General features: G+C 55.9%; 20 protein-coding genes. 6 read left to right on the top strand and 14 right to left on the bottom strand.

Annotated elements, in window-relative coordinates:
* Positions 1 to 411: 411 nt before the first annotated feature.
* The 4 genes from AAAX31_RS06270 to AAAX31_RS06255 all read right to left on the bottom strand — a co-directional run bounded on the left by AAAX31_RS06270 (position 412) and on the right by AAAX31_RS06255 (position 5,898).
* Positions 412 to 1,542, bottom strand: coding sequence for an RES family NAD+ phosphorylase (locus AAAX31_RS06270; RefSeq protein WP_349076580.1), 1,131 nt, complete (start codon positions 1,540 to 1,542; stop codon positions 412 to 414).
* 1,535 nt (positions 1,543 to 3,077) lie between these two features.
* Complete coding sequence (locus AAAX31_RS06265; protein ID WP_349076578.1) at positions 3,078 to 3,920, bottom strand: DNA adenine methylase; 843 nt, start codon at positions 3,918 to 3,920, stop codon at positions 3,078 to 3,080.
* Positions 3,921 to 3,952: 32 nt separating this feature from the next.
* On the bottom strand, positions 3,953 to 5,584 hold the full coding sequence (locus AAAX31_RS06260; RefSeq protein WP_349076576.1) for an AAA family ATPase: 1,632 nt from the start codon (positions 5,582 to 5,584) through the stop codon (positions 3,953 to 3,955).
* A 5-nt stretch (positions 5,585 to 5,589) separates the two neighbouring features.
* A complete protein-coding gene (locus AAAX31_RS06255; RefSeq protein ID WP_349076575.1) occupies positions 5,590 to 5,898 on the bottom strand; it encodes a S24 family peptidase in 309 nt (102 codons plus the stop codon).
* Positions 5,899 to 6,598: 700 nt separating this feature from the next.
* Between AAAX31_RS06255 and AAAX31_RS06250 the strand changes: the two genes are divergently transcribed.
* Together AAAX31_RS06250 and AAAX31_RS06245 are read left to right on the top strand one after the other, a co-directional pair.
* Positions 6,599 to 7,618: a hypothetical protein gene (locus AAAX31_RS06250; protein WP_349076573.1), complete on the top strand. Its 1,020-nt coding sequence runs from the start codon at positions 6,599 to 6,601 to the stop codon at positions 7,616 to 7,618.
* Positions 7,619 to 7,664: 46 nt separating this feature from the next.
* The gene (locus AAAX31_RS06245; RefSeq protein WP_349076572.1) at positions 7,665 to 7,862 is read left to right on the top strand and encodes a type II toxin-antitoxin system RelB/DinJ family antitoxin; all 198 of its coding nucleotides are present in this window, start codon (positions 7,665 to 7,667) and stop codon (positions 7,860 to 7,862) included.
* A 367-nt stretch (positions 7,863 to 8,229) separates the two neighbouring features.
* Here the strand turns inward: AAAX31_RS06245 and AAAX31_RS06240 are convergent, their stop codons facing one another.
* On the bottom strand, positions 8,230 to 8,529 hold the full coding sequence (locus tag AAAX31_RS06240) for a hypothetical protein (RefSeq protein ID WP_349076571.1): 300 nt from the start codon (positions 8,527 to 8,529) through the stop codon (positions 8,230 to 8,232).
* A gap of 577 nt (positions 8,530 to 9,106) precedes the next feature.
* Between AAAX31_RS06240 and AAAX31_RS06235 the strand changes: the two genes are divergently transcribed.
* Positions 9,107 to 9,289, top strand: coding sequence for a hypothetical protein (locus AAAX31_RS06235; protein WP_349076570.1), 183 nt, complete (start codon positions 9,107 to 9,109; stop codon positions 9,287 to 9,289).
* 417 nt (positions 9,290 to 9,706) lie between these two features.
* Here the strand turns inward: AAAX31_RS06235 and AAAX31_RS06230 are convergent, their stop codons facing one another.
* The 6 genes from AAAX31_RS06230 to AAAX31_RS06205 form a co-directional block, all read right to left on the bottom strand.
* On the bottom strand, positions 9,707 to 10,810 hold the full coding sequence (locus tag AAAX31_RS06230) for an ATP-binding protein (protein ID WP_349076568.1): 1,104 nt from the start codon (positions 10,808 to 10,810) through the stop codon (positions 9,707 to 9,709).
* Between the two features lie 211 nt (positions 10,811 to 11,021).
* On the bottom strand, positions 11,022 to 13,508 hold the full coding sequence (locus tag AAAX31_RS06225; protein WP_349076566.1) for a glycosyltransferase family 2 protein: 2,487 nt from the start codon (positions 13,506 to 13,508) through the stop codon (positions 11,022 to 11,024).
* Positions 13,509 to 14,576 carry a glycosyltransferase gene (locus tag AAAX31_RS06220; RefSeq protein ID WP_349076564.1) on the bottom strand — a complete coding sequence of 356 codons (1,068 nt, stop codon included), beginning with the start codon at positions 14,574 to 14,576 and terminating at the stop codon, positions 13,509 to 13,511.
* Positions 14,577 to 14,588: 12 nt separating this feature from the next.
* A complete protein-coding gene (locus tag AAAX31_RS06215; protein WP_349076561.1) occupies positions 14,589 to 15,707 on the bottom strand; it encodes a glycosyltransferase family 2 protein in 1,119 nt (372 codons plus the stop codon).
* 74 nt (positions 15,708 to 15,781) lie between these two features.
* Positions 15,782 to 16,822, bottom strand: a complete 1,041-nt coding sequence (locus AAAX31_RS06210) for a glycosyltransferase (RefSeq protein ID WP_349076559.1) — start codon at positions 16,820 to 16,822, stop codon at positions 15,782 to 15,784.
* 6 nt (positions 16,823 to 16,828) lie between these two features.
* Entirely contained in the window at positions 16,829 to 17,932 is a 1,104-nt protein-coding gene (locus AAAX31_RS06205; protein WP_117716834.1) for a glycosyltransferase, read from the bottom strand.
* 112 nt (positions 17,933 to 18,044) lie between these two features.
* On the opposite strand from AAAX31_RS06205, the gene AAAX31_RS06200 reads away from it, so the two are divergent.
* Both AAAX31_RS06200 and AAAX31_RS06195 read left to right on the top strand, forming a co-directional pair.
* Positions 18,045 to 19,160, top strand: coding sequence for an acyltransferase (locus tag AAAX31_RS06200; RefSeq protein WP_349076557.1), 1,116 nt, complete (start codon positions 18,045 to 18,047; stop codon positions 19,158 to 19,160).
* 185 nt (positions 19,161 to 19,345) lie between these two features.
* Positions 19,346 to 20,365 carry a glycosyltransferase gene (locus AAAX31_RS06195; RefSeq protein WP_117655869.1) on the top strand — a complete coding sequence of 340 codons (1,020 nt, stop codon included), beginning with the start codon at positions 19,346 to 19,348 and terminating at the stop codon, positions 20,363 to 20,365.
* Positions 20,366 to 20,385: 20 nt separating this feature from the next.
* Here the strand turns inward: AAAX31_RS06195 and AAAX31_RS06190 are convergent, their stop codons facing one another.
* The 3 genes from AAAX31_RS06190 to AAAX31_RS06180 all read right to left on the bottom strand — a co-directional run bounded on the left by AAAX31_RS06190 (position 20,386) and on the right by AAAX31_RS06180 (position 24,774).
* The gene (locus tag AAAX31_RS06190) at positions 20,386 to 22,173 is read right to left on the bottom strand and encodes an AAA family ATPase (RefSeq protein WP_349076595.1); all 1,788 of its coding nucleotides are present in this window, start codon (positions 22,171 to 22,173) and stop codon (positions 20,386 to 20,388) included.
* 215 nt (positions 22,174 to 22,388) lie between these two features.
* Positions 22,389 to 24,203 (bottom strand): hypothetical protein, encoded by a 1,815-nt coding sequence (locus AAAX31_RS06185; RefSeq protein ID WP_156058761.1) that lies wholly within the window; start codon positions 24,201 to 24,203, stop codon positions 22,389 to 22,391.
* Positions 24,204 to 24,342: 139 nt separating this feature from the next.
* Positions 24,343 to 24,774: an Rrf2 family transcriptional regulator gene (locus AAAX31_RS06180; protein ID WP_117772965.1), complete on the bottom strand. Its 432-nt coding sequence runs from the start codon at positions 24,772 to 24,774 to the stop codon at positions 24,343 to 24,345.
* A gap of 224 nt (positions 24,775 to 24,998) precedes the next feature.
* On the opposite strand from AAAX31_RS06180, the gene sufC reads away from it, so the two are divergent.
* Positions 24,999 to 25,799, top strand: a complete 801-nt coding sequence (gene sufC / locus AAAX31_RS06175) for a Fe-S cluster assembly ATPase SufC (RefSeq protein ID WP_006235561.1) — start codon at positions 24,999 to 25,001, stop codon at positions 25,797 to 25,799.
* Positions 25,800 to 25,811 lie beyond the last annotated feature (12 nt).

Genomic DNA, 25,811 nt, shown 5'->3' with positions numbered 1-25,811 from the left:
CGAATACGCTGAAATTCCAGCATCTTCGGAGTCTTCTTCAGAAGTAATTGACTGACCATCTTGAAAGCGCCAAGAATTTTCAACAAGAACTCTTGAAGATTCGTCAGCAAAAGACGGTGTCGCGACAACAACCAACGACACCACCATCGCAATGATAAAGACGAACGCCCTTTTAAACTGACCCATAGCTATTCCAAATTCTCGTAACAAGCCAAAGTTAATCAAAAGTGCATTTTAGCGAATGCACATTGACGCAGACAACGCATCTGCTTAATAACAGATTTGATAAGAGACCAACATTGAGAGACAGAAATTGCCAACTTTCATAACATGCAGGGACAAACGCCATCCATTACGACAAACCAGATCAACCAGGAAAAGGGTAACAACGAGATTCGCCAATGGCAGAGTCTATACATTGGCATGCCCCCACGAAAGGCTATCTTTATCGCGTCCGCCCCTCTTTTTAGTCCAGGAGTCAAACAAGAAGCAGTCGAACTCATAGAACTCTGTATCACGAAAGGAAAACTGTCTATCTTCGTTATTCGTGGAGATATTCACGATGTACGGGTTCTTAACCGATCGTAATTCATATTGACCAGCTCTCGCACAGGGCAACAATTGTTTGAAAACAGAGAAATTAAACGAATCATCAAGTTTAATGTGATCAACCAGATCGGGATAGTTATCTTGCTTTCGATAGTTCATAAACAACGCTAGGTTTATTGCGCATAAGCTAAAAGCATCGTTTCTAACCCGCTTTGAATAATAGGCGACTCCATCAAAACCAAGCTTCTTGGCACCCAACATGAGTGACTGCGAAACAATATACTCGGAGTTAAATGACCTTCCAGGCTCTTTAACGCGATATGAAGTCGCAAACATTAGAATAATCAACTTAAGCCAGCAGTGCACTTCGTCGTTTCCGAAATTATTCAAAAGAGAAAAATTACGTGAAGAGACAGCGAGATTTAGGATTTTTTGTTTTCCGTCCAGCAATACAGGTGAAACATTAAAATCCGCTTCAGGAGGAAATCCCGTTTCAATCCAACAGCCATAAGAAGAGTTTGATAAATAATAGCAGGGATTACCTGGGATACTGAATCTATAGTTACCTGATTTTGATCTAAGCGAACGCGGAAGCGGAAGCATTTCCTTTGCGCTATACATCAATGAGGCATTTCCCGTTCTGCTTCGGAACAACTGAAGCTCACGACCAAGTTTCCCCGGAAACACAGGAGAATTATAAAGTCTTGAAGAAGCTAAAGGGCAATCATCCAATCCTGCAATCAAATTCTTAATTACGGCATTTGATCCAGATATATCAGCTCTGTAATATCTTCGAATGCTATCCAGAACTTTTTTAGAATAATTCTCGATGATAGCGAGACTTTCCTTATCTGCACCGGCATCAGAAGCTCGCTTCAAGAGCATTCTGTATTTATTTGACAAATCAGGGTAGTAACTGATGTCTTTATCAATAACAAATGGAGTCGAAAACTCTACACAATGAAAAGCCTCTACAATCCAACCACATGTCATTTTTCATCTTCCTTTAAACAATGTGCTAACGGGTAGGCAAAGAAAGCATAACGCTGTTGACATCATTAGGGTTTAAGCCAAGCCAGTTCCCGTGGTTGCGATATCTGCAAGACGAATCTAATCTATGCGCCCTGGCCCTTTGATTCGACCACTACCCAACCACCTTGCGAAATCCGAACTCGGAGCATACTTTATCGATCTTGAGAATCACGCCCTCCATACTCAATCCGATAGTTGATGTTTAACCCAGCCAACAAGAAGAGCGCCGGCAGATGCATCAGAGGGAATCCAACCTCCCCCGCCGGAATCATCTCCATCATACGAGTTACGTTAACAGTGGCCCAGCGACAGATTTAACAAAATATAAGTGCCGCAGCCTTCGCAAACACACAGAGATTATCGGTATCGAGAATAACGACGTAACAGTAATCATTTGGATTATGGACATAGCGCTTCCATCTTGGTGATTTTTAATGCAAATACAATAAAAAATGGGCTTGACCATTGCGATAGGCATACTAACAAGCAATTACGGTACTAGAATCTATTTAATAAAAATCGATCCTCTATTTGAAACATTCTAATTAAATTGTTGTTCGACCCCTTAATTCTCATCGCTATCGCAGCAGTCTCATGACTCAGCGCGACGCGTCGCGCTGAGTCATGAGACGCGAATCCAGGTAGGCATTCCGAGAGGGGCGAATCGCCCGGCCCGTGATGGAGTGAGGCAAGCATGTCCGGGCAGAAGCCGTCCGGAAGGTCGTACGGAAAACTCACGAGGCACGAGGGGAACTCTCATCGTGAGCTCTCGCCGCCCGAGGTCAATGTCCTCAAGGCGCAAGGGCCGGCACCTCGTCCTTGCACAGGCCCTCACAGAGCCGAGCCGCAAATGCGCTTGATGCAGGAACCGGGCAGCGGCTCGATAGGTGCCCCCAGGCGATTGCGCTCGGCGATAACGGCGCAAACGACACCGCGCTCCAGCTCGGCCCCGTCACCCCCCCAGAGTAGGTGCAGCGGAACGAGGCAGGGTTAACTGGTAGCACGCCCATCTCGCCGGCGTAGCCCAACACGCGAGAACAGCGTCTTGCGCAGGGCAAGCAAAGACCATGCCATCTATATTCAGCTTGTATATCTGCTCGATCTCCATGTTATCCAGCGCGATCAGGATGCGTAGTCCTAGGTCGCACTCGTAGCCCCGTTTCGTGTTCGCGCACGGACCCACCATCTGGGGCCAATAGACCTCGTCCACGAATTCCGCGAACGTGATGTGCGCCGCGACGCAGTCGCGCAGACGTTCCTTCTCCATGAACAGGCGCCGTCTTGCTAACTTGTCCCTTGGCCCGGTACGTCTCGGCACGCCTGTCGCTAACGCGCCTCACCTGACACCGGCCATGACGTCGGCGACCAACTTTCTACTTTTAAGCCACCGTACCACCACGGTGTACGACCACCATGCGCTCTGGCTATCCTGCTGACGTTTCACACGGTATCGCGCAGGGTTGCCGCCCGTATGTGCAGGACCTTTTTTACCTGCATCAGTACTTCTCGATGCCATCCGGAACCACTATTCCCCTTCCAGCTATCAGCACCTCGGTCCCCATCTTAGCGCTCGCCGCGCTATATCCGATCCTGATGCGATATCGATCGAAGCCACTGTACAGCTCCGATATCAGCGGCGCGTCGTCGTACGTGACGATCCATGGGAACTCACATTCGGTTATCTTCTTCGCGACCTCCCTATGGTCGTCCTCGGTATACGAGTTCTCGTAGAGCCCCGGCCCCTTGACCACGTACGGCGGGTCGAAGTTGGCGAACAGCCCGTCAATACCGGAGAGCACAGAATCGATGAAGCCGCAGGCGTCCATGTTATACAGCTCAATCGCATCGGATCTCGCGGCGATGGACCTGATTTTACGGCACAACACATCGCGGTTGAAGCGCGCATCGAGCCCGTACTTGCCAGATTGCGACATACCGCCGATTGGGCCACCGCGCAGGATGCCAGACCTGTTGGTGCGATTCAGGTAAAACGCCGCCTTCCCCAACTCCAGCGACGGGGCATTGCTGGACGCGTACACCTCGCGCTGCGATTTCCACTCATCGATGGTAAGTTCAACGTCCTCTACGAAGGAGCAAAGCTCGTCCGGGCGGTTTACCACCGCGTCCCACATGCTGTACACCGCCGGATCGATGTCGTTGAGCACAACCCTGGAGACACGCCCGAGCAACAACAGCTTTATGGCCAGGCCCGCTCCACCGCAGTAGGCCTCAGCGTAGGTGCAGCGCTCGAGGCCGTTCTCCTCAATGATAGAGTCTATCAGCGGATATATCTTCGACTTACCACCGGGGTATCTGATAGGCGTGTACGTAATGGGCATGGGCGCACCTCCTCGTCGTCAACTGCAAGATGCTACAGGCTCTTGCCCATCTTGACCATAGCCTCGACCCTTCTAATTGTCCGGTCGACTTTATCAGAGAAGGCAGATACAAATCTATCGCATTCCTCTTGATTCATGGACTTCCATTGCCTGAACGCCTCTTTGCCGTTCTCGCCTAGCCCGCCCCTCGACTTTTCCGATTTGAACCAACTTTTATCGGCCCTTCTTTTTGCCTTGTCATCCGGGAAGTACGCCCCATGGGACTCTTCATACGATCGGATGAACATCTGCCTGCTGTAATGGAAGCCCAATTCCATCGAAGTCCAAAACTCGCCATTATCCGGCAACTCGGCCAAAGTGTCGTAGATTGCCGTTTCTGGATTCTTTACTCCAGTTGGCAGAATGCATAAGCGCGAGCTATTCTTTACCTTAGCGCAAGCGTTTTTTACTGCATCTCCGTCAACAACGAACAGGCTATTGGACAAAGACGGAATTTCGCGAATGGACAGCTCACCAAGTTCACCACACCCAAGCCCAGCGGATATCACGTTGCATTTCGAATAGACCGCTCGTGGAAGGATCATTTTGAGAAACCATTTAGCTTCATCGTCCTCACACAGAACTTCGACCTTGGTCTTCTTGGGCCTATCGGGCATCTTAACGGTCAAATCGGCAAGAACATCAATCATATCAGGGCTATCGACGAGCTCAATTCCATCGTCCCTTCTCCTAAAGTAGGCGACTTGAACGTCATTCAATTTCCCACGTTTGGCAATAGCCTGCTCGATTAGTTGGAATGAGTGCGTCGTGAACACCACTTGGATCTCAAGGTCAATCGCAGCCGAAAGCAGCAAACTGAACAGAGCCTCCTGAGATGCGGGGAACAGAGTCGCATCGAGCTCGTCAATAAGGAGCAGGCCGCCGCGGTACGCGTCTCCAAGCTCATCCTTCACCCTACCGAACGAAAGAAGCGCGGCCAAGATCTGGCCTAGATTGTCCTGACCAGCCGAGTTTGCCAGATAATCATAGCTTTGGGTGTTGACAAGTATCGTCGCCTTCTTGGCCGTTGATGCCGTCAACTTGACTGGCTCCAAATCGTCTTGGCGCCACGAAAGGAAGACCGCGTTATACCACTTGTTGAGCTGTTTCACCTCTTTTACGGTGAGCAACGGTGCCGTCGAGGCCGCGTTCGGTATCTCACCCACCGGATAAGTTCTACGCAAGCCCAAGTAGATGACGGGATAATCGATATTGCCGTCTCCTTTTCCGCGCCTCGCACCGGTAACGAGGCGAATCGGCAGCTTGTAGCCATCTCTCTTGTACGACTTGACCTGTACGTGCGCACCGCTCTGATATAAATCTTGGTCGCGAAGGTTCACGTAATAGATATGCTCCCCCGGCGCGTCATGCTCTGGCGACAGTTTAAACATGTCCGTAAACTTCGCACGCATGCTGCGCCCGAAGACGTCCTTCTTATCGACCAATCCAAATGGCTGTCCAAGCATTCCGAGCAGCGTTGACTTCCCCGTCCCATTCTGACCCGAAACCACCGTGATGTACCGACCTAGGTTTATGGTCATCGGCTTGAAATTGCGAAACTTCTCAATCTCAATTGAGTCAATGCCAAAATCTCGCTTTTGTTTTCCTTTGGTCTTTCCCGGCATATTCCCTACTTCATCTCCTCGGCTGGCTGAAAACAGACCACGGTGCCGACATATTTCACCGCGTGCTCGTCCTCCCTCGTCATGACGATATCCTCGTAACAATCGTCCCACGAATCCGGGGGCAGCACGACCGTACGCCCCGTATTGTACAGACGGCACATCATGTAGTCCGCACCGTCAATAGAGACCACCGCCACCGAACCATTGAGCTGATGCTGAGCGGAATCAATGAAAATGTGACACCCTTCGGGAAGACCCGGCTCATGCAGCCGCCCTCGACCTTCAGGAAGTGCCGCGTGGGTGAGCCCGCACACCTCTCAGGGTATGAGAATACGGTCATCGATGATATCGGGTTCGCAGACATCACCCGCATGGACGCGCCTGAACAGTGGCACGTAGACGGAACGGGACTCAGAGGAAAGCATGGCGCCGGGGGGCACGGCGTAACCCCCGTACTCCTTTGCGGCAAAGCCATACTAGTCAGACATAATGTCGTCCCTCAGAATCTTCAACGATTCGCACATCCGCTCAATAGCGTTCCTTCTTGGCACCGCTCCGTTTCTCCGGCCATTCACCGAAGAGGAAGCGACTCCGGCAATCCTCGCCAGGGTCTCCTGAGTGATACCGAACTTAACCAGCAGAGCATCTATATTCTCGAGGTTTCCCATCTTACCTCCGTTCCATCTAAACTGAATTATACAATCGACTAAGTTGGTTTTCCAAAAGACTTATTACGTTTAACTGAATGATTAATAGATCTAGACCAACCAAAGAAGACTAATGAATGAGACAGCATGATTAACGCACCCGGCGCACATCAAAGGTCGCTGGTGAGGAAGCTACCATTGTTTGCAACCTTTCTAAGGTCACTTACCTGTGTTAGCGCCGGGCGATTTTAGCCGCTAATAGTCAAACGATTTTGACCAATCCCGGTCACCGAATAATGGCCACCGCGCCTCCCCGCCGCCACTACGCTGGTGGTGCCAACACGCCGGCGTTAGGAGGACCATTGAGGTGAACGAGAGACACGATGACCTACAGGAGATTATAGACGCGGCGCTCCGGGAGATGGCCGCGGAGGAGGGCGACGGGTTCGACCCGCAGGCATGCAACCTCGCGGAGTTCTGCAGGAGGACGGGGCTCACCCGCTCCCGGGCGAGGACGGTCAGGGCCCACGGGTTCAGGGCCCTGCCCCACGGGAACAGCGGGAGGAGGGCCGCGCCGGGCGTGCTCGCCGGGCACACCGGCCTGGTGGACGACCTCCTGCGGAGGGGCGTCACCAACTCGCAGGTGATATTCGAGCGGCTGCTCGGCCAGGGCTACGCCGGCGGCCTCACCACGGTGAAGACCTACATCGCGGCGCACCGGGACCTCGTGCCCGCGAGGAGGCGGCGGGCGGCCCCGCAGGGCGGCCGCGGGCAGCGCTTCAGGACGGCGCCCGGGGAGGCATACCAGATGGACTGGGGCTTCGTCGCGGTCGAGCGCCCCGGCGGCGAGCGGGCGCGGATCGCCTGCTTCGCCATGGTCTGCCACCATTGCGGGAGCGCCCACGTCGAGTTCTTCCCGAACGCGCGCCAGGAGAACCTCCTCATCGGGATGCTGCACGCGTTCTCGGCGCTGGGCGTGCCCGCGACCGTGCTCACCGACAACATGAAGAGCGTGGTCGTCCGCCACGGCTCGGTCGTCGCGACCGACAGGGCGGCCGCCTACGTCGGAGTCCTCGCCGAGCTCGAGGTCGCCGCGCACGCGGCCTACGACCCCAAGGACCGCTCCGAGGGGACCATCAACCGGGTCAACACCGTCCATTCGCTTCTCGGCGCCTTCATGGAGCCGTTTAAAGGCGTGTCGACGAAGCACCTCGATGCCTACCTCGCCTGGTTCAGGTGGTGCCGGACCTTCATGGCGACCGATTCCGGCACCGCCGAGTGCACGGTTGCGCGACAGCTCACCAACGGCGTGTGCAGGAGCCGCATCCGTGATATGTTCAACGTCCTGCCGCCCTACATGGACTACTGGGCCGAAGCCGCCGCATAGAGACGGTAGAATGGTCGCATCGCGATATACGAGGAAAGGTGCAGCCATGCCGTCGAACATATCGGCCACGACGATCCGGATCGACCCGGAGGCCAAAAAGGAGGCCACGGCCATCCTGGACGAGCTCGGCCTGTCCATGTCCACCGCCGTCAACGCGTTCCTCAGGGCGCCCGTCCGGGAGGGCGGGATGCCGTTCGAGATGAGGGTCAAGGCGCCGGCGCCCGACGGGAAGACGGCGAGATAGCCGGCAAATCGACTTGGGGCGATGGAGCCCTCACATTAACCCGACAGATCTTGAGCACATCGCCCCCTTGCCGGATTCAAACCCGGCAAGGGGGCGATTATCTTGCAATTTCAAAAAGATGATTGGGGAAGAATGTCAATCATGGTCTAACAGAGCCAAATCAATCCAACAGTATAGATAACGGGTAATGATTCGGGAACAGGGCGTTCGGCCAGATGGGACAGATAGATATGGAAAGAACGAACCCCTTCGGGGCACACAAGTAGAGACAAACAATGGGGTCGCTTCGAGAAGCGATGCTTTCGAAGCGACCCCATTGTTTGCACAGTTGACTTAGACGCTGAGACCAAGTTGAGTCAATCTTAGACTAGCAGAGAGAAGCGCCGCCCAAGTCATGTACTATCCGCTCCAACTCGACAATGTAGGACTCAACCGAATCATCCGATGGCGAGACTTCTGCTCGAATAATGTGATCCCATTTATACAGGAAATTTTCAACCTGTCGATCTGAGTCATTCTTCCACAGTGGAGCAAGTGCAATCAACGCCGCATCAAAAGGATTGGAGGAAAAATTATCAGCATCAATATAGCCACCCATACCGGCCCTGTCGCAGTCATATACAGTTCTAACTATTCTCTCCAATTCAATAGCCTGATTATGATTCATAAAATCACCTCCCTTTCTACTTTTGATACCCCAAAATAGAGAGGAAAAGAGTTTCGATAACATTTATCCGGTTGAAAATCATACACAAACGCTAAACATCGGTTGATTTCCGATCTTAGCCGATCGCATTGAACCGATAGGCCGTTCCGGCAGTTATCCGAACGCCCCCGCGGACCCCGCGGGCCCCGGGGGCGGCGTTTTCCCAGTTGGAGGAACGGTGGAGATGTGTTTCGAAGGGTTCGGAGGCCATGCTTCGCCCTCCGCCTGACACCGCTTCCCAGACCCAGTCGGACGTTCGGTCCGCCTATTCCGTTTTACCTTAAGGCTAGGCCAGCGGGGTATCGCCCATCTCGGCGCGCGCAGGCTCTATGAGCCCCGGCGTCAGGTCGAGCATGTCGACGGGTGTTAATGATCACTAAAAAGAGCTCCGCGTGATCGCCGGCAATCGAGCACCGTGAGCACTGAAACTGAGCAGTTTGAGCAGGAGGGCCGTACCCCGGGAACCGGGAGCGCGGCCCTCGCCATACGGTTTCCCCGGGCGGGCACTTTGGAGAGGCCGCCCGGGAAGGATGGGGGAATGACCGTGCCCCTGGACACAGTGAATGATATACGGTCGACGGAGGCGGCCGGGCGCCCGGGGTTCAAGATAGCCCGGGCACTTCACCTGAGCCGCAACACCGTGGCGAAGTACGCCGACATAGAGGACATGACACCCGCCGCGACGATACCCCAAAGGAGGGCAAGGCCGACGCTCGAGTAAATCTGAATCCACCCCATCCCCTCATCTATCGCCACGAGGAACTTAACCACTTCCCTGGTATGCACGCGAACTCCCGTCCGAACAATCGAATGACCCACCATAGTATCCGCGGCCCCCAAACAAGCAGCGAACTAGAACCGGACAGGAGAAAACAGTTCGCACAATTTAAGAAAGAAGCTTGACAGCATTGGAATGCAAAACGGCCGAACCGCAGTTCTTCCAATTGGATAGAAAAAGATATTGTAGAAAAACCTAGTAAACGAACCAGGAAATACGGAAACAGAATCAGCGTTGTGAACAACAAAAAGATGAGCCATTACCGTCCACATGAGGACAATGCGAAGTAATTCGATACGGGAATCTCGTATTTTTACCATAATGCCCCCAAGTAAAATCAAAGCCTAATAACACCTCGACCTAGAAGCGTTCGAGAATCTCCTCGGCATTCTCTCGCAGATAGATATCTAGGTCCGGCACGGCAAACTGCACGTAGCCTCTCTGTGGCGCCTGAATAACCTCTCTTTGTAGCAATTTAGCCCTAATAGAACTGATCTCATTGGTCTTTTTACCCATGCGCTTAGCGATCTCGGCTGATTTGGACTGTTGTTTGTCCTCGCACATCGCCAAAAGGTATTTGATATCGTTAGGCCCCAGTCCAGAAATCGCGGGCTCGTGAACAACATCGTGAAAACGAGCCTCTGCCAGCGCAATGCCTTCGGTGACGTCGCGCTCGCTCACGATGGCACTTTTGGCACGATGCAAGTTGGCGCGCTGCCAAATGGAGTAACCAACCAGTTGCACCAGATAGGCATAGCCCTTAGTGGCCTTAGCGGCTCTCGACAGAAGATTGTCCTCAATGGTCAAACCAGTCGCGACAAAGCTGTCGCCCATAGAGAGCGCTACCTCCACCTGGTTGATAGGCGCCAGGTCTTCGGGGAGGGCGCGACGTAAGAACGTAAGCGCCTTGCCGTTAATAAGATCCATAACGCCGGCGGGTAAGCCGGCAAAGGCAAGTGCAATATCTACTTTTTCCCCTATCAAAAGCTGAACCGTAGACGCAATGGCACGCATATCGTCAATCGGGGCGTCCTGAACTTCATCGATGGCAATAAAAAGGCCCTTGGATGACTTCGCTGCCGAACTCAGCAACTTTCTAAGGCTCGACTCTTTGGGCGCAACGTCGACTTTCGCGGAAACAAAGCCGGCGTTTACGCCGACCGAAGCATTAGTCGCAAGGGAAGAATCAGCAACCTGATCCCTCAAGTCCAGCAATAGGTTAGGGCCAGCAGAGACAATAGCGGTCTTCCATCCAAGCTCTCGAGCACGATCCCTAAGATCACAGAGCAAAACAGTTTTTCCGGAGCCCCTCGGTCCTGCGATGCGCATGAGCCTCGCAGGTGCACCAATTCCCGCATTCAAACTCTCGGTAAACTCAAGGGCAATATCATCACGACCAATTATGCGCGGAGGCTCAGCGCCGGCAGTGGGACGAAACGGGTTATGGAATGCTGTGGCGCTCACTTGTTTGCCTCTCAAGACAATCGATTATCGGTCAATCTTAGCTTTATAAGTTTATCGTAGACTATATCGAATTATATCGAGTTGTATAAGTCTGTATAAACGTATCGCGGAAGTATCGAGCTATCGTGAAGTATTGCAGCAAATCACCTAGACGTTGCTATCTTCTCAGCTCATATCGAAAGTAAGTTGAGGACTTCCTAGAATCCATTTTCTAAAGCGAGAAGTACTCACTCTCAGCGGATAAGTTCGGCCCCAACCACGGATCGCCCGTCAAGAAAAACTCAGGCCAGCGTTGCATGAACAGTGCTTGCTCGCGCTTCCAGCGACACATCTTTTCCTCGTTGGCCTCTTCCCTGCCGCGCGAGGTGAACTCGTAGTGATACAGCTCGGCATAGGGCGTAAAGATGGTACGGTAGCCTGCCTCCCATACGCGCAGGCAAAAGTCTGCGTCGTTAAAGCCGACGGCGAATTCCTCGTTATAGCCTCCGACCTGCTCAAAAACGTCGCGTCGCACCATCTGGCAGGCACCCGTCACGGCACTGAAGTTACCGGGGCGCACAGCGCGGGCAAGATAGCCCTCGCGCTTTGCCGAGAAGTCCTGGTTGGCATGGGCAAGTGCGCCACGCACGCCAACCACAATACCAGCGTGCTGCACCAGATGATCGGCAAAGTAAAGTTTGGCGCCCACCACGCCCGCATCGGGACGTTGCAGATAGCCCATCATCTCTTCGATAAAATCGGAGCTTATGACCTCGGTATCGTTGTTCAGCAGCAGCAGGTAGTCGCCCTTGGCGTGCTCCACGCCAAAGTTAATGATCTTGGAGTAATTGAACTCGCCCGGCCAGTACACAACGCGCGCGATGCCCTTGCCTTCGGATGCTGCAGCCACGCGCTCTGGCAGGGTTTCATAATACGCAAACGTCTCCGGGGCTACACTGTTGTTCTCCACCAAGACGATCTCGTAGTTGGTATACGTTGCCTTCTGGGCGATCGACATCACACAGGCGTCGAGCGTCTCAACGTGGTCCTTGGTGGGAATCACAATACTCACCAGCGGCGCAGGCTCCGGCAGCGCATAGCGCATGCGGTAGACAAACGGCGTCTCGGTCTCCTCGACCGTTCCGCAAATGCCCAGCGCGTTAAAGTGGCGCTGCAACGCAAGGCGGCCGGCCTCAATGGCGTACGGCTTGCTATCGGCAGAGCCATCGGCAGTTGAACCGGGATGCACGCGCCAGTGATACAGCACATGTGCAACATGCTCAAACCTCGCACCCGCCGCCAAGCAGCGGAGCGTCAAATCGTAATCCTGGGCGCCCGCGACGTCTTCCGGCGACATGCCAACACGATCAATGAGCGCCTTCTCCACCATCAGGAAATGCGTCACGCAGTTATGGCTATAGAGCAGGTCGAAGTTGAGCCGCGTCTTAAAGACCGGCTGGCCCCACTCCCCCGTTTTCTGGAACATGTCTTCATCGCAGAACAGGACCTGGGGACGTTCGCCCTCGGCAGCCTTGTTCAGCGCGGCAACATAGTGGAATAATGCGTCCGGTTCCAGAATGTCGTCATGGTCCAAGAACGCGATGTAGTCGCCCGTCGCTTGCTCAATACCAGCGTTGGTGTTGACCACAATGCCGCCGTTGCAGGGAAGATCGATGCGACGGATGCGCTCGTCGTGGGCGCCTGCCGCAAGGGTGGCCACCGCGTCCCATTCGGGCGAGGCGTCCATAAGGAGCAGTTCCCAGTTGTCATAGCTCTGGACTAGCACCGAGTCCAGCAGCTCGCGCAGGTAGACCCGATCAGTCTTGTAGCACGGCACCACAATGCTCACGAGCGGTCTATAGGCAAAGGCCGCCGAAGCGACACGCTGGCACGCCAAATCGGCCGGCTTTGCGCGATGCTGCTCAAACCAACGTCGATAAGCTGCATCGTCTGCACGCGCGTCCTTCATGCGATTCCAGCTGTCGTCGACCATGCCGTTGTACAGGCGGCCATCCATGGCGCAAAACCCGCTCTGGATCTGCTCCGTGGGATCGCTCACAATCGCGACAAAATCTCGTATATCCTGAGGCATCTCAACACTCAGATACGTTTTATTGACGCGGCATCCGTCCTGCTGCGGCACATCGACCTGCGACTCAAACACATGCACGGTGGCATCGATGGCGTTCATATGCGTATCGAAGATCAGGAGCTCAGGTGCGCACTGGGGGTCTCCCGCCCAGGTAACCTCATAGCGCCACACCGCGCCGGCGTCTGCCGGCAAATAGCGAATGGCATCGATCTCGTAGAGGCCGCAGTGTTCGCCACGCTGCGCATCGCGGATAAGCGCACACAGCGCAGGCTTAGCTTTGTAGTTAATCTTGGATTCCAGCTTGGCCACGCGGCTATCAAGGCGAATGGAGCCCAACCTTTGGTCACCGGATGCAAAAACGACATCCATCGACGAGCCATCCAAAAACGGAAGCACCAAGACGGCGAGCTCGCGCTCGTAATCAGAAACGGAAGGGCAAAGCGCCAGCACACGGCCATGGTCGACCGGGAGCACCAGCGACGGCACACAAGAACCGCTCGTCGTCGCATGGGCAAACGCTTGAGAACCCTCCCGCTCAATAAGCGCGGCGACATCCTGACCGGCAAAACGAAGCAGCACAAACAGACGGCCCTGACTGCGGCAAAGTGCCAAACGCTTGATACTCATCTACACTTCTCGCTTTCCCAGGGCGTTCGCTGCCATGCGCTTGCAGGCACCCAGACGCCCAAACCTCAAGACGTCGTAATCGAACATGAGCTTTTTGCACTCACGGGCATTGGGGGCCTTGCTGGTAAGCGCCGCACGCACCATAGCGGCAACAGAAGGAGCGCATTGTGCGAGCGCAGCATCGCTGCCCACGGCAGAACCGGCAAGCGCCGTGGCAACGGCGGCAAACACCTTGCCGCAGTCCGAACCCAGCAACCTGAGCGCATCGTACAGCACCAGATCGCAGAGGAAGTACGCCAGGTCCTCGGCATGCTGTACATCGAGGCCGTCGCGCTGCCAGTCAGCCATCACCGCGGAGTAAATCTTCACGTGCTCCAGCAGGCGCGTCTCGTCGTCATAGCGCATAGTGTCCATAAGCGAGCCCTTGCGCGCGACACGGTAGTCATACAGCTTGTTCGAGATAAGCGCGGTCTTACGCGAACGACCGTACACGGCAAAATCGAAGACCTGGTCCTCGCCATACTTGACGGTTTCGTCGAACACGATCCCGTTACCCAGCAAAAACTCACGCTTGCAGGCGGTGCGCCATGCAAAGGGGCGAGACGCTTCCTTAAACAGCAGGTCAGAGCTATAGCCTTCAAACGACACATCGCGCGGGCTCAGCACATAGTTAAGCCACGGATACCCCGCCTCCAGCGGATACGGATTCGCACCAAAGGTCAAAACAACGCAGTCCTCGCGCTCAAAGGCATCGACGATCACGCGGCATGCATCGGGCGTAAAGCGGTCGTCGGAATCCAAGAACGCAACGATAGGCGACGTGGACGCAGCGATACCCGCATTGCGGGCGCTCGACAGGCCGCCGTTCTCCTTATCGACCAGCGTAAAGCGCGCGTCCTTTTCGCAATAGGCAGCCGCAATATCGCGCGAACCGTCCGGCGAGCCGTCGTTGACCAGCACGCCTTCCCAATCGGGCATGTCCTGCGCAAGCAGGGAGTCCAGGCACCAGGCCAGGTACTCCTCCACGTTATAGATGGGAACGACAACGGAAATCTTGGGGGTAGCCATAGTCAAGTGCTCCTACTGTGCGACCGGAACGTCATCGGGGTGCGGATTATCACCGTAGGTGCGCTGATACGTCAGCACGCGCCAGACCAGCGGCAGGCCGCCGATCTTAAAGTAGTGCTTAAACGTATTGATCTTGCCCGGCTTCTTAAAGTCAAAGCGCGAATCGATATAGGCGCGGGGCGATTTGACCATCAGGCGCAAGTCGGTCTCGCCACGCGGATCAAACAGCGACAGGTCAAAGCGACCGGCATCCCAATCGGACTTGAGCTCGGGAGAGGCCTTCTCCCAAAACTGCTCGCGCAACTCATCGACCAGGCGCTCATCATTCCAACGGTACGTATCGACCTTCATGCGCATTAAAATGCCCTGGAGCTGAGCCTTGAGCTCGGGACGCTCGTCCAAAAAACGTTGCATCTCGGCATATTCATCGCAAACGCAAAACACCTTGTTGGGCGAATTAACGGAGCTCTTCTCGTTATCCTGGCGATAGCACAAAATGGGGTCCGCGATAAACGCGGCACGCTCGGCGCATGCCCAGACCTTAAAGTTAAAACCCGCATCCTGATACGAGGCACCCGGCGTGGGAAGGAACCGAATCTGATTGTCGTTGAGGAACTCGCGCCGATAGATAGCCGACCAAATGGAAGGTTTGCGGTAGAAGATGCCCGGGCGATCGACGGGGCGATACGCGGCGCCCGTCATATGCTCGTCGACAATCCCAAACAGCTCACGGCGCTCGCTGGGCGTGGACCAATACAGGTAAAAGTCGCCCTTTACCACATCGGCATGTTCAGCATCGGCCTTGGCGACCAGCTTTTGGAGCGAATCCTCAAACATAAAGTCATCGGACTCAAGGATGCCCACGTACTCGCCGCGCGCCATCTCCAGGCCGCGGTTCATCGAGTCGCCATAGCCGCTGTTGGCCTTATCGATCATCTTTACACGGGGGTCGCGCTCCATGTACTCGCGGATGATATCCGGCGAGCTATCGGTGGAGCCGTCGTTGATACAGATGATCTCGATGTCCCTGAGCGTCTGCGCCACGGCAGAATCGAGGCACTCGCACAGATAGCGCTCGACATTGCAAATGGGGACGAGCAACGAAACTTTAGGGGTATCAGAGTTCTGCAAGAGAACCTCCTGTTGAATAGCGTGTAACAGGGTTATTTTAGCAGCCGAGTTGCGGCGGGCGGCAGCGCTTGGAATTAGAGAAAGCGCTCCAGGCAGGCTTTGAGACCGCGAGTCGAAAGATAGAACAGCGTGGCGTCTACCATCGAAACGCCCGAGGTCGCCGCAACGAGCTTGTGGGCAACACGGCGAACGGCGCCCTTAGCAGGCATATCCGCCCACTCCGTTCCCAAAAACGTGGTGAGGTCCATGTTGACGCGAGCCGCCACGCGATGGAAGTCATCGGCATCCAAGCGCGCCAGGTCGAACACAATGAGGTCCAAAAACCAAGTTATCAGCTCGCCGGGACACAGGTCCAAAAGACCGTAGGCTGCCCAGTCCTCCAAGACCTCCTCGAGCATCCTCATGTGGGCGTCAAGCTTTTTGGCGCGAGCCTCGGCACTGTTGAACTCGTGCGTCGCCGATTCGCTCTCCATCACGTAGTGGTAGAACTTGTCCGGCATGACGACGATCTTGCGGGCAAGCGCATAAGCCGCAAATTGGAAGACGACGTCCTCGCCCAAAGCCAAACCGGGGGCGAAGCGAATGCCTTCGCGATTGAGCAGCTCGCGCGAAAAAGCCGCACGACAGGCATAGGGCTGCGCATTCGAATGGAACAGCAGTTGGGGATCACGGGCGCCGAAGGTACCGGCTTTGGAGCTCATGAGTTGCTGGACGCGTTTGGGGGCAGCATCGGCAGGTTCACAGACGCCGCCAAAAACGGTGGCCTCGGCATCTGCAGACTCCATGGCATGCAGCACGCGCTCGACCGTCTGGGCATCAATGTAATCGTCGGCGTCCACAAAAAAGACGGTCTCGCCCTCGGCGGCATCGATTCCGGCATTTCGAGCACACGAGACGCCCGCGTTTTCCTGGTCAATCACCAGTACGCGATCGTCGGCCTGCGCGATCTGGCGCAACACGTTCAACGAATCATCAGTCGAACCGTCGTTGACGCAGACAACCTGAATCGAGCGCTCGGACTGGGCCAACAGCGAATCGACGCATCGCTGAATGGAGCGCGCAGAGTTGTAAACGGGGACGACAATGGTAGCTTTAGGACACGAGGCCTCTCCCATGCCGACCTACCCCCTCAGCGATTCGATGAGGAAGGCGGCGACCACGCCTGGGCCTCCAACCGAGGCGTAATACTTAGCACGCCCCAAGGCACCATCCGTCGCAAAACTCGGATGCTCGTCAACCCAGCCCTCAGGATCTTTGAGGATGGCAGCGAGATTTGCGCGCTTCCACGGCTTGAGATCGTCAAGCGAAAACTCCCCCGCGTCCAAGGCCGCTTGGAACTCCTTGGCCATCTGAACCAGGAACTCCTTATAGAACTTAGGCGCTAGACGCACGTAGTTCCACATGTACGAATCGTACTTAATGAGCTGATTGAACTTGAGCATGCGCGCGACGTCATCACTTGCGTGGTCACGGGCATAATCCTCTCGAATCCAACGCTCAATCTCGGCATACTCGGTATTGACGCAAAAGACCTTAGCCGAAGAATTGACCGAGGAATTCTCGTTGTCCTGGCGATAAGACAACACGGCATCATGAAGGTAAACAGCCTTATCGGCGCACGCGATCACCTTAAAGGCGAATGACGTGTCCTGAAAGGATGCCCCCGGAGTCGGCAGGAACTTAATGCCGTTGCGCTCAAGAAAATCGCGACGGTACACGGCCGACCAAATCGACGGCTTTTGCTTAAAGAACTGCGTCGTATCGCTCGGGTGCACCGGCTTGCCACAGTCCTTGGCTTTAAACATCTCGTGCAGCGAACGGCGCTCCTCGGGCTTAGACCAGTAGAAATCAAAGTTCGCCTTCGCGAAGTCGGCATTATTGCTATCGGCGGCCGAGACAAGCTTTTCGAGTGCGTCGGACGCCATAAAGTCATCGGACTCCAAGATGCCCACGTACTTGCCGCGCGCCATCTCCAGACCGTGGTTCATCGAGTCGCCGTAGCCGCTGTTGGCCTTGTCGATCATCTTGACGCGCCTATCGTGCTCCATATACTCGCGAATAATCGCCGGCGAGTTGTCGGTCGACCCGTCGTTAATGCAGATGATCTCAATATCCTTGAGCGTCTGTGCCAGGGCGGAATCGAGACACTCGCGCAGGTAGCGCTGAACATTGTAAATGGGAATAAGCAGCGACAGAACAGGGCTGCCAGAGACGTTAGTAGACAAATGTGCTCCTTAGGAAATACCTGTCGTTTCATGGTATCAAAGGGTCAGCGCGCCAGCGGGCGTTTATATAATCTATGGAGCTCGCAGAGGCAAACTGATACGAAAGGACGTCATGCAGCCCAAAGCCGCACGCAACATATCCATCGAGGCCTTGCGCTTGGTCGCAGTCGCCGGTATCGCGGTGTTTCACACCTTTCAGTGGACCTTCCAAGCGACCTGCGTCGGCTTGCCGGAATACGCGCCGCTTGCCGCCTTCCCCCATTCCGGCGTGCTTGGTTTTATTAACTTGCTAGGCTGCTGGGCCAACGAGGCCTTCTTTATGATCTCGGGCTATTTTCTCATCGCCTCAGCCGCGCGTGCTTGGGACGGTGGAACAACGTGGAAGTCGCAAATGCAACGGACGGCGCAGCGTCTGGGCAAGGTCGTTATGCCCACTGCGTTTTATTGCGTCGTGGCGCTCGCGTGGTCCACGGTCGTCTCTCCCATTCCCGATGTTACCCTCAGCACGCACTACTGGTACACGCTAGGCCTTGAGTTTATCTGGGTCTATGCCGCCACGGTCTTCATGGCGCCATGGTTTGGACTGGCTAAGAGTCGACTCTCCCAGAAGAGCTACACGACGACGGTCATCGCCGTTGGCATCCTCGCATTTGTTGTTAACGGGTATATAGCCGCCATGAGTACGACAAGCACCGGCGAGTTTTCTTGGCTCCAGAAGCTCATGAGCGCTGCCACGTACGTAATCGCGTTTTTGATCGGCGGTCTGCTCCGCGACGTTACCGATGTCATGGATTCGGACAGGGCGGGCGCCTTGGGCATGCGGTCGCTCGCTGCGATTTTGGCGCTCGCCACCATCCTGGAAGGAGCACTCTCCTTCACCGGCAACCTCACGGCGATGGCAGTCCTCTCCTACAAATCGACCTCGTTGATCTCGTTTGCCCTCGCTGCCGCCTCCTTGCTCTTTGCGGCTACCCGACGCAGGGCCTTAGGCAATCCGCGGAATGCAGGTGTCATCGTCACCTTATCGACCGCCACGCTCGGTTTCTATGTGATGCAGTCGCTCACCAGTAGCCTGTGGCGTCCCGTCTTCAACACCCTGCTCGCAAACATACTGGTCAGCCAAAACAGCCCGGCAGCTATATGTATCGTCACGGGTACCGTCATTAGCATCGTCTTTGCTCTGGCGCTTCTCATCATCGATGCAGCTAGAAGCCTTATCGCTCGCTAGCTCAAGCGGCAATAGACACGCTGCCGTCAGACGCCAAAGCCGCTACACCCGTGGCAGGTTCCTGCGTTTTATTCAAAGCTTGCCGACAAGGTGCGGTGAGCCTTTACAATAGAACAGTCCCAAGGACGTATTCGATAGCTTCCGCGCAGCGCTCGCCCGCCGCGCGTGAAAGGATATATTGCCCCATGCCTTCAACCCTTCCCGCTCCCATCGATAAGCTCGCCATCGTTGTCGTTACGTACAAGCGCCAGGAACTCCTGGCCAACCTGTTCGACTCCATGACCGAGCTCACGGCAACGCCCTGGCGCATCGTGATTGTCGATAACGAGAATTCGCGCGAGACCGAGGCCATGTGCACCGCATTCAACGAGCGCCTGGCCAGCCTGTGGGGCATCGACACCGAGCAGCCCGACGCGCAGGGCGGCACCGACCGTGTCATCTACGCCCCGCAGCTCGAAAACGGCGGCGGTGCGGGCGGCTTCTCCGCTGGCACTAAATGCGCCTACGATCTGGGGGCCCAGTGGTTCTGGGTGATGGACGACGACGTGCTCGTCATCCCCGAAGGCATCGAGCGTCTTGCCAAGTGGACCGACCGCTACGATGTCATCCAGGGTTCGCGCCTGGACTTTGACGGCGGCGCTTTCTTTTGGCAGTACCAGCTCATCCTTTCGCTCGGCATCCCTAACCCCATCGCCAAGTGGGACTTGGGGCCCGAGGGCTACCGCACCATGAACCAACTGTGCTTTGAGGGCGGCATGTTCTCGCGCCGCGTGGTCGACAAGATTGGCCTGCCCGACGCGCGCTTCTTTATCTACGGCGACGATGCCTGCTACGGCTACGTGGCCAGCCAGCACTTCCCCGCCGCCGTGGTTGCCGACGTGGTGCTCAAGCGCGCCCGCGCCGTCTCCAACTGGGATATCGCCGGCAAACGACAGCTCAACTCCACGAGCGACACCAACCGCTACTACATCATGCGCAACCGAGGCTTCCTCGCTCGCTATATGCAGATCTACGGTGACTACCACCCCATGCTGTTCCGTCTGGGCAATGCCGCGACCTTCTGCAAGGAGTTCATTCGTCTGGCAGCAGTCGACAAATGCTTTAAGACCGGCATTCCGGCGCTGCGCCGCGGCATGAAGGACGCCCGCAAGATCGTTAAGGATCCCAACTGGAAGCCCATGCCGCCCCTGAAGGACGCCGAGTAGTAAAGGGCTTTCGCCCGCCGCTACAGTCGTTGACACACCACGGACACACGCTGACCGTCAAAGCCAAAGCCCCAACGCATGCGCCCGACGGCGGGGCGCGGCACGCGGATATCATCGATGCCGTCGCGCTCTATGTCGAGCAGCGCCTGAACCGCCAACAGTTCCAGGCCCAGGGCATCGACGCCAGGGTCGTACAACATGTTGACCGTAATGAGCGGTCGCTCATCGAGCATGCCGAGCGTGTCGGCCACGTCAAACACCCGACCGGTGGGAATCACCTGGATATCCCAGCGATCCGAGACGCCACTTCGCTTGGAGCTGGGATTGCAATAGCCGGGCAGTCCAAAGCAGAGCCCCTGAAGCGCCAGATGATAGGCTGTCGGCATATCTGATTGGCCCACATCGATGCCCAGATCGCTGATAGCACAGCTCAAAGCTTGCTTTACAGTGTCCTCGTCTCCTCGACACAGCCCGTCATGGAACGAGTCGATAACTCCAACGTCCTCAACGGCGCACTCAAACCATTCCAGAATTACAAGACGGAGCGCCTGACGCACTTCGTTATTAGGCAGACGCAGGGAACGAAGGCACGCGCCGTTTTCCGAATGCCCCGTCATGTCCGTCGTAAGAAATCCAGACAGATACAGCGCTGTCCAGATATCTTCGGGCTTGGCGGCATCGGCCTCCTCGGCATGCACATGCACTGGCACCTCAATAAACCCATGCGCCTCAAGTAAATCGAACAATGCGGACAGGCGCATGAGATTCCAGTCGCCGACGCATGCGCTCAGACGGTCGGCGTAACCATACAGATCTGCCCGAACGGGCGCGACGCAACCGCGATGTGCGTAGTCCACCACGCGCTCCGGGCTCGAGCAATAAAAACCACCAAGCAGATAGCCCTCGAGCCACTCACGCGCGTCATCCAGACAGCCGTTGCGACCGATGCAATCCAACAGCACTTGGACTTCGTCGTCCGAAAAACCGAACCATCGATCACACCAACTCGACAACGCTGTCGCCGACCGATAGGAAACCCCACGTTGGGACAACGCAAACTCGGCATGACCGGGGCGTTCGCACATCAGACACGTCAATCGCAACGAGTCGCCGGCATCGGCAATGGTGTCGAACAACATTCGGCTGAGCGACTCTAGGGAATCCACGCTACCGTCGTCCTTAGCGTCCAAACGCTTTGGACATACCGCGTCGTAGTCGTCTATCAGAAGAACAACCTGCTCATCGAAAGCTGCCTGGAGCAGTTTAATAAGCACGCCAAGCGCCGCATCGATCTCCTTATCGCTGGCCACCCCACGCGCCGCCCTCTCGATAAGACGAACCTCACGTCTTGACAGATCAGGCGCGGCAAGCAGCGGCAGTAATCGGGCGCACTCGCGCACGACAGCCCCGCGAATTGCTGCCGCAGCACCAGCGCCATGCCTCGAAGCGGCAGCTGTAAAGTCGAGCATGATGACCGGATAACTCGCGTACTCATCACGATAGCGACCGCCGCCCGCCTGCCAAATCTGGGTACCAGCGAACAGGCTTCGATCCGGCAGCCGGCGATCAGGTCGTTCCAAATAGCACTTGAGCATCGATAAATTCATGCTCTTGCCAAAACCCTTGGGCCGACAGCAAAGCGCAACAGGTGCTTCACTGTCCAATATATCGGCAATAAACATAGTCTTATCGACGAGTAAACACCGATTGATTGCATCGGAAAAGTCGTGTGCATCAACCGGTAGAGCTGCGCTATCCGCATGATTGAGCAACCGTGCACCAAACGCATGAGTAAAACCACAATTCACCTGTTCAGACACCGTAAACTCTCCTTCTAACGCAGCACGATGCCCATTGTAGCGAGCGGGTAGAGCGCAACAATATCGACATGCAAACGTTTCGGGCAGCGGTAGCAACAGCCCCCCGAGGGGGCATAACAAATCGTTGCACAACAAAAAAAGGGGGGGCCGATGCCGCCGCACCGGACCCCGTCCCAAACTCTTATAGAAAACGATCTGGAAGATTACTCCTCCAAGCCGTCCTCCCCAGAAGCCTTCTTCTGCTGATCGAGCTTATGCTTACCACTTACGATAGACGTAGCGCCCAGTGTGGCCAAGCTTGCACTGGCAAGGCTCGCCATCACAATCAGATCGCCCGTCTTGGGCATGTTGCCGCCCGAGGACTTGGTAGTTGTAGTCGTCGTGGTCGTGGTGGTCACCGTTTTGGAGTCATTTTGCTCTTGGACCTGGTTGTCAGCACCGCTCTTGTCGTCGTCTTCGGACTGTTTCTTTTCGCCCTCGGCCTTGCTCTTGTCCTTCTCCTCAGATTCAGACTTCTTATCCTCGTCCTTCTTCTGTTCGGACTTGTCGCTCTTCTCCTCAGAGCTAGAACCCTTATCGGATTCGGTCTTCTCGGAAGCCTTGTCCTTGGAGTCGCCCTTTGCGGCTTCGATCTTTTCCGTGGAAACCTGATCAGAGTTGCCCTTGTTCTGGGTCGAGCCGTTATTGACGCCAGCCATCAGCGAAGAGCCCAGCGTAGAACCAAGCTGCTCGGAGAAAGAAGGCTTCTTGTCCGGCGAAGCAACGGGAACGTCCGGCGCCTTATTCGAGTCATCCTTGGAAGCATCGGAACCAGGGTTTGCGTCAGAGCCGGAGCCGTTGTTAGAGCCGGTGCCAACGGACGAATCGATCGAGCCGGTGGATGGGTTAGAGGTGCCAGCGCCGGTCGAACCAGAAGCGTCGCTGTCCGTATTGCCGGCAGAGCTTGAAGACGAATCGCCCGCAGCAGAGCCGTTTGAATCGGAGCCGTTCGAGGTGGAGCCGTTGTTGGTAGTGCCATCAGCAGAGCCATCACCGTCAGCACCGGTCGAGGGCGCATCCATCCTGTCATCGTTGGCATCGTCGCTCGAGTCGTCATTCGAATCAGGCGTCGGCGAGGGCGCCGGCGTAGGTTCGGGCTGCACGGGCGTCGCAGCGGCAGCGGCCTCGTCCTCGGCGATATAAACCAAACAGTCCTTCAGCTCGTTGCGGTAGCGGTTCTTCCAGCCCTCATGATACTGGGGCTGGCTCGAATACTTGGTCGCCACGTTATTGACCACACTGTTGGAAAGCGCCGTCACAAACTCGCGATCAGTCATACTGTTAGAAAGGTTTGCCCAACGGAAGAAGTCCCTGCAACCACCGGTGCCGCACATGTTGGTGATGCTCCACACCATGCCCTTAACGCAATCGGCACGGCCCGAAATATCAATGCCCAGGCCGCTCTTGAGCCACGCCTCGGTCACCGCATAGTACGAGTTGTACGCATACGCATCCTGCAGAGCCGAGAACTCAACAGGGTCGGTGTTATAAGCACCTTGGAAAGCCTCCTGCGCAATACGGCCCAACTCGGTGAGCTGGCCGTTCTCGTACATGGCATTGCTCGTGTTGGAAATCTCGCTGCCGCGATCAATCGCATCCTTGAGCATGCTGTATTTTTCGGGGTTGTAGTTGTAGGCCTGCTTCATAAACGGAATGAGCGACCATCGACGGTCGAACTGGTAATAACCCAGCGCGTTATAGCCGTCGCCATACGAAAAGCCCTGGTTATAGTTGCCATGGCTCTCGTACTTGGTAAAGTACTTCATCTCGGGGGTCACGTTAACAAACGAAACGCCCTGGACCGACCTCAGCACGCCCGAGAAGGACTGCTGGGTATAGAGACCCTTATCGATATCGGTCGCATCCGAGGCAACGCCCGGCGTGGGCTCCTCGGCAGCGGCGGGTGCCGGCACGGAAACGGCGCCAAACGAAAGCGCCAGCGTCAGGCCCGCGACAATAGCAGAATGCTTGCGCTGCATAAGATCCTCCCTGCATTGGTGTAGTTAAAGTGCAGTTTGCAAAGATAGAATTAAGTATTGCAGCTCACCCGTTGTTGCACAACAACCCCTCGGTAAACGGCAACAACCCTCCGCGAAATCTTAAGGAATTGCGCTAAACCTACAGCTTGATGTTGAAGTTGACTTCGGGGACGGCGGCCAGGTCGGCCAACGTCACGCCGTCGACGTACTTTTCGATCACGTCGTCCAGGCCGCGCCAGAACTTGACGGTTGAGCACAAATCGCTGCGGGTGCAGCTGTTGTCGATGCCGTCGCACGCCACGGGCGCCGTGCTGCCCTCGACAGCGCGCAGGATGTCGCCAGCACGCACCTCGGCGGGGTCCTTGGCCATCATGTAGCCACCGCCTTTGCCGCGCACGCTCTTAAGCAGGCCCGCCTTCATGAGCGGACGAACCAGCTGCTCCAAATACTTTTGCGAGATATGTTCACGGTCGGCAACCTCGCGCAAAGCAATCTTGCCCTCGGCGTCACCCAGCGCCGCGATATAGATCATTAACCGGAGGGCATAGCGGCCCTTAGAAGAAATGAGCATACCTACCCTCCCGTCGCATCTGGAACAACATAACCAGGTTTGTTTGTCCCAAATCTTAAGTAAGTGGGACAAACACAACAGGTTATTTTGTCCCAGAATTTGAAAAGTCGAGTGGATTAGTCGGGTTTTCCCTTGACTAACGCCGAACCCATAGTAACTTTATTCCGAGAAGATTCCTAGGGTTTAGTACACCTATGAGTACACCATATACAGAGAGGGACAGCATGAGCGCAAATCCGCTGCTTTCCATCGAAGGTCTCACCGCCTCCGTGGACGAGAAGACCATCCTCCACAATGTCAACCTCAACGTCGCCGCCGGCGAGACCCACGTGCTGATGGGCCCCAACGGCGCCGGCAAGTCTACCCTCGGCCACCTGGTCATGGGCGACCCCGTCTACACGGTCAACGACGGCCGCATCGTCTTTGACGGCCAGGACATCACCGAGCTCACCACCGACAAGCGCTCGCGCGCCGGCCTGTTCCTGAGCTTCCAGGCCCCTGTCGAGATCCCCGGCGTGCCACTGTCGAGCTTTTTGCGCGCCAGTATCGCCGGCCGCCCCGGCCTGGAGATGAAGGGCAAGGAATTCCGTCGTCGCGTCAAGGAGCTCGCGGCCGAGCTTAACATGGATACCGCCTACCTCAACCGTGAGCTGGGCGTGGGCTTCTCGGGCGGCGAGAAAAAGAAGGTCGAGATGCTCCAGCTTCTGCTGCTGCAGCCCAAGCTCGCCATCTTGGACGAGACCGACTCCGGCCTGGACGTCGACGCCCTGTCCACCGTCAGCCACGGTATGGACGCCTACCGCAAGAGCTGCGACGGCTCCATGCTCATCATCACGCACAACACGCGCATCCTGGAGCACCTGGATGTCGACCGCGTCCACGTTATGGTCAAGGGCCACATCGTGCGCGAGGACGATGCCTCGCTGATCCCCTGGATCGACAAGAACGGCTTTGAGACCTTCGAGCGCGAGGCCGCCGAGCAGCGCGCCCAGGCCGAGGCCGCCGCTGCCGAGCAGCAGGCGTAAAGGGGCGACGCA

It is taken from the genome of Collinsella sp. CLA-ER-H5 (assembly GCF_040092375.1).
Taxonomy (GTDB): domain Bacteria; phylum Actinomycetota; class Coriobacteriia; order Coriobacteriales; family Coriobacteriaceae; genus Collinsella.
This window is presented reverse-complemented; position numbering and strand designations above follow the sequence as displayed.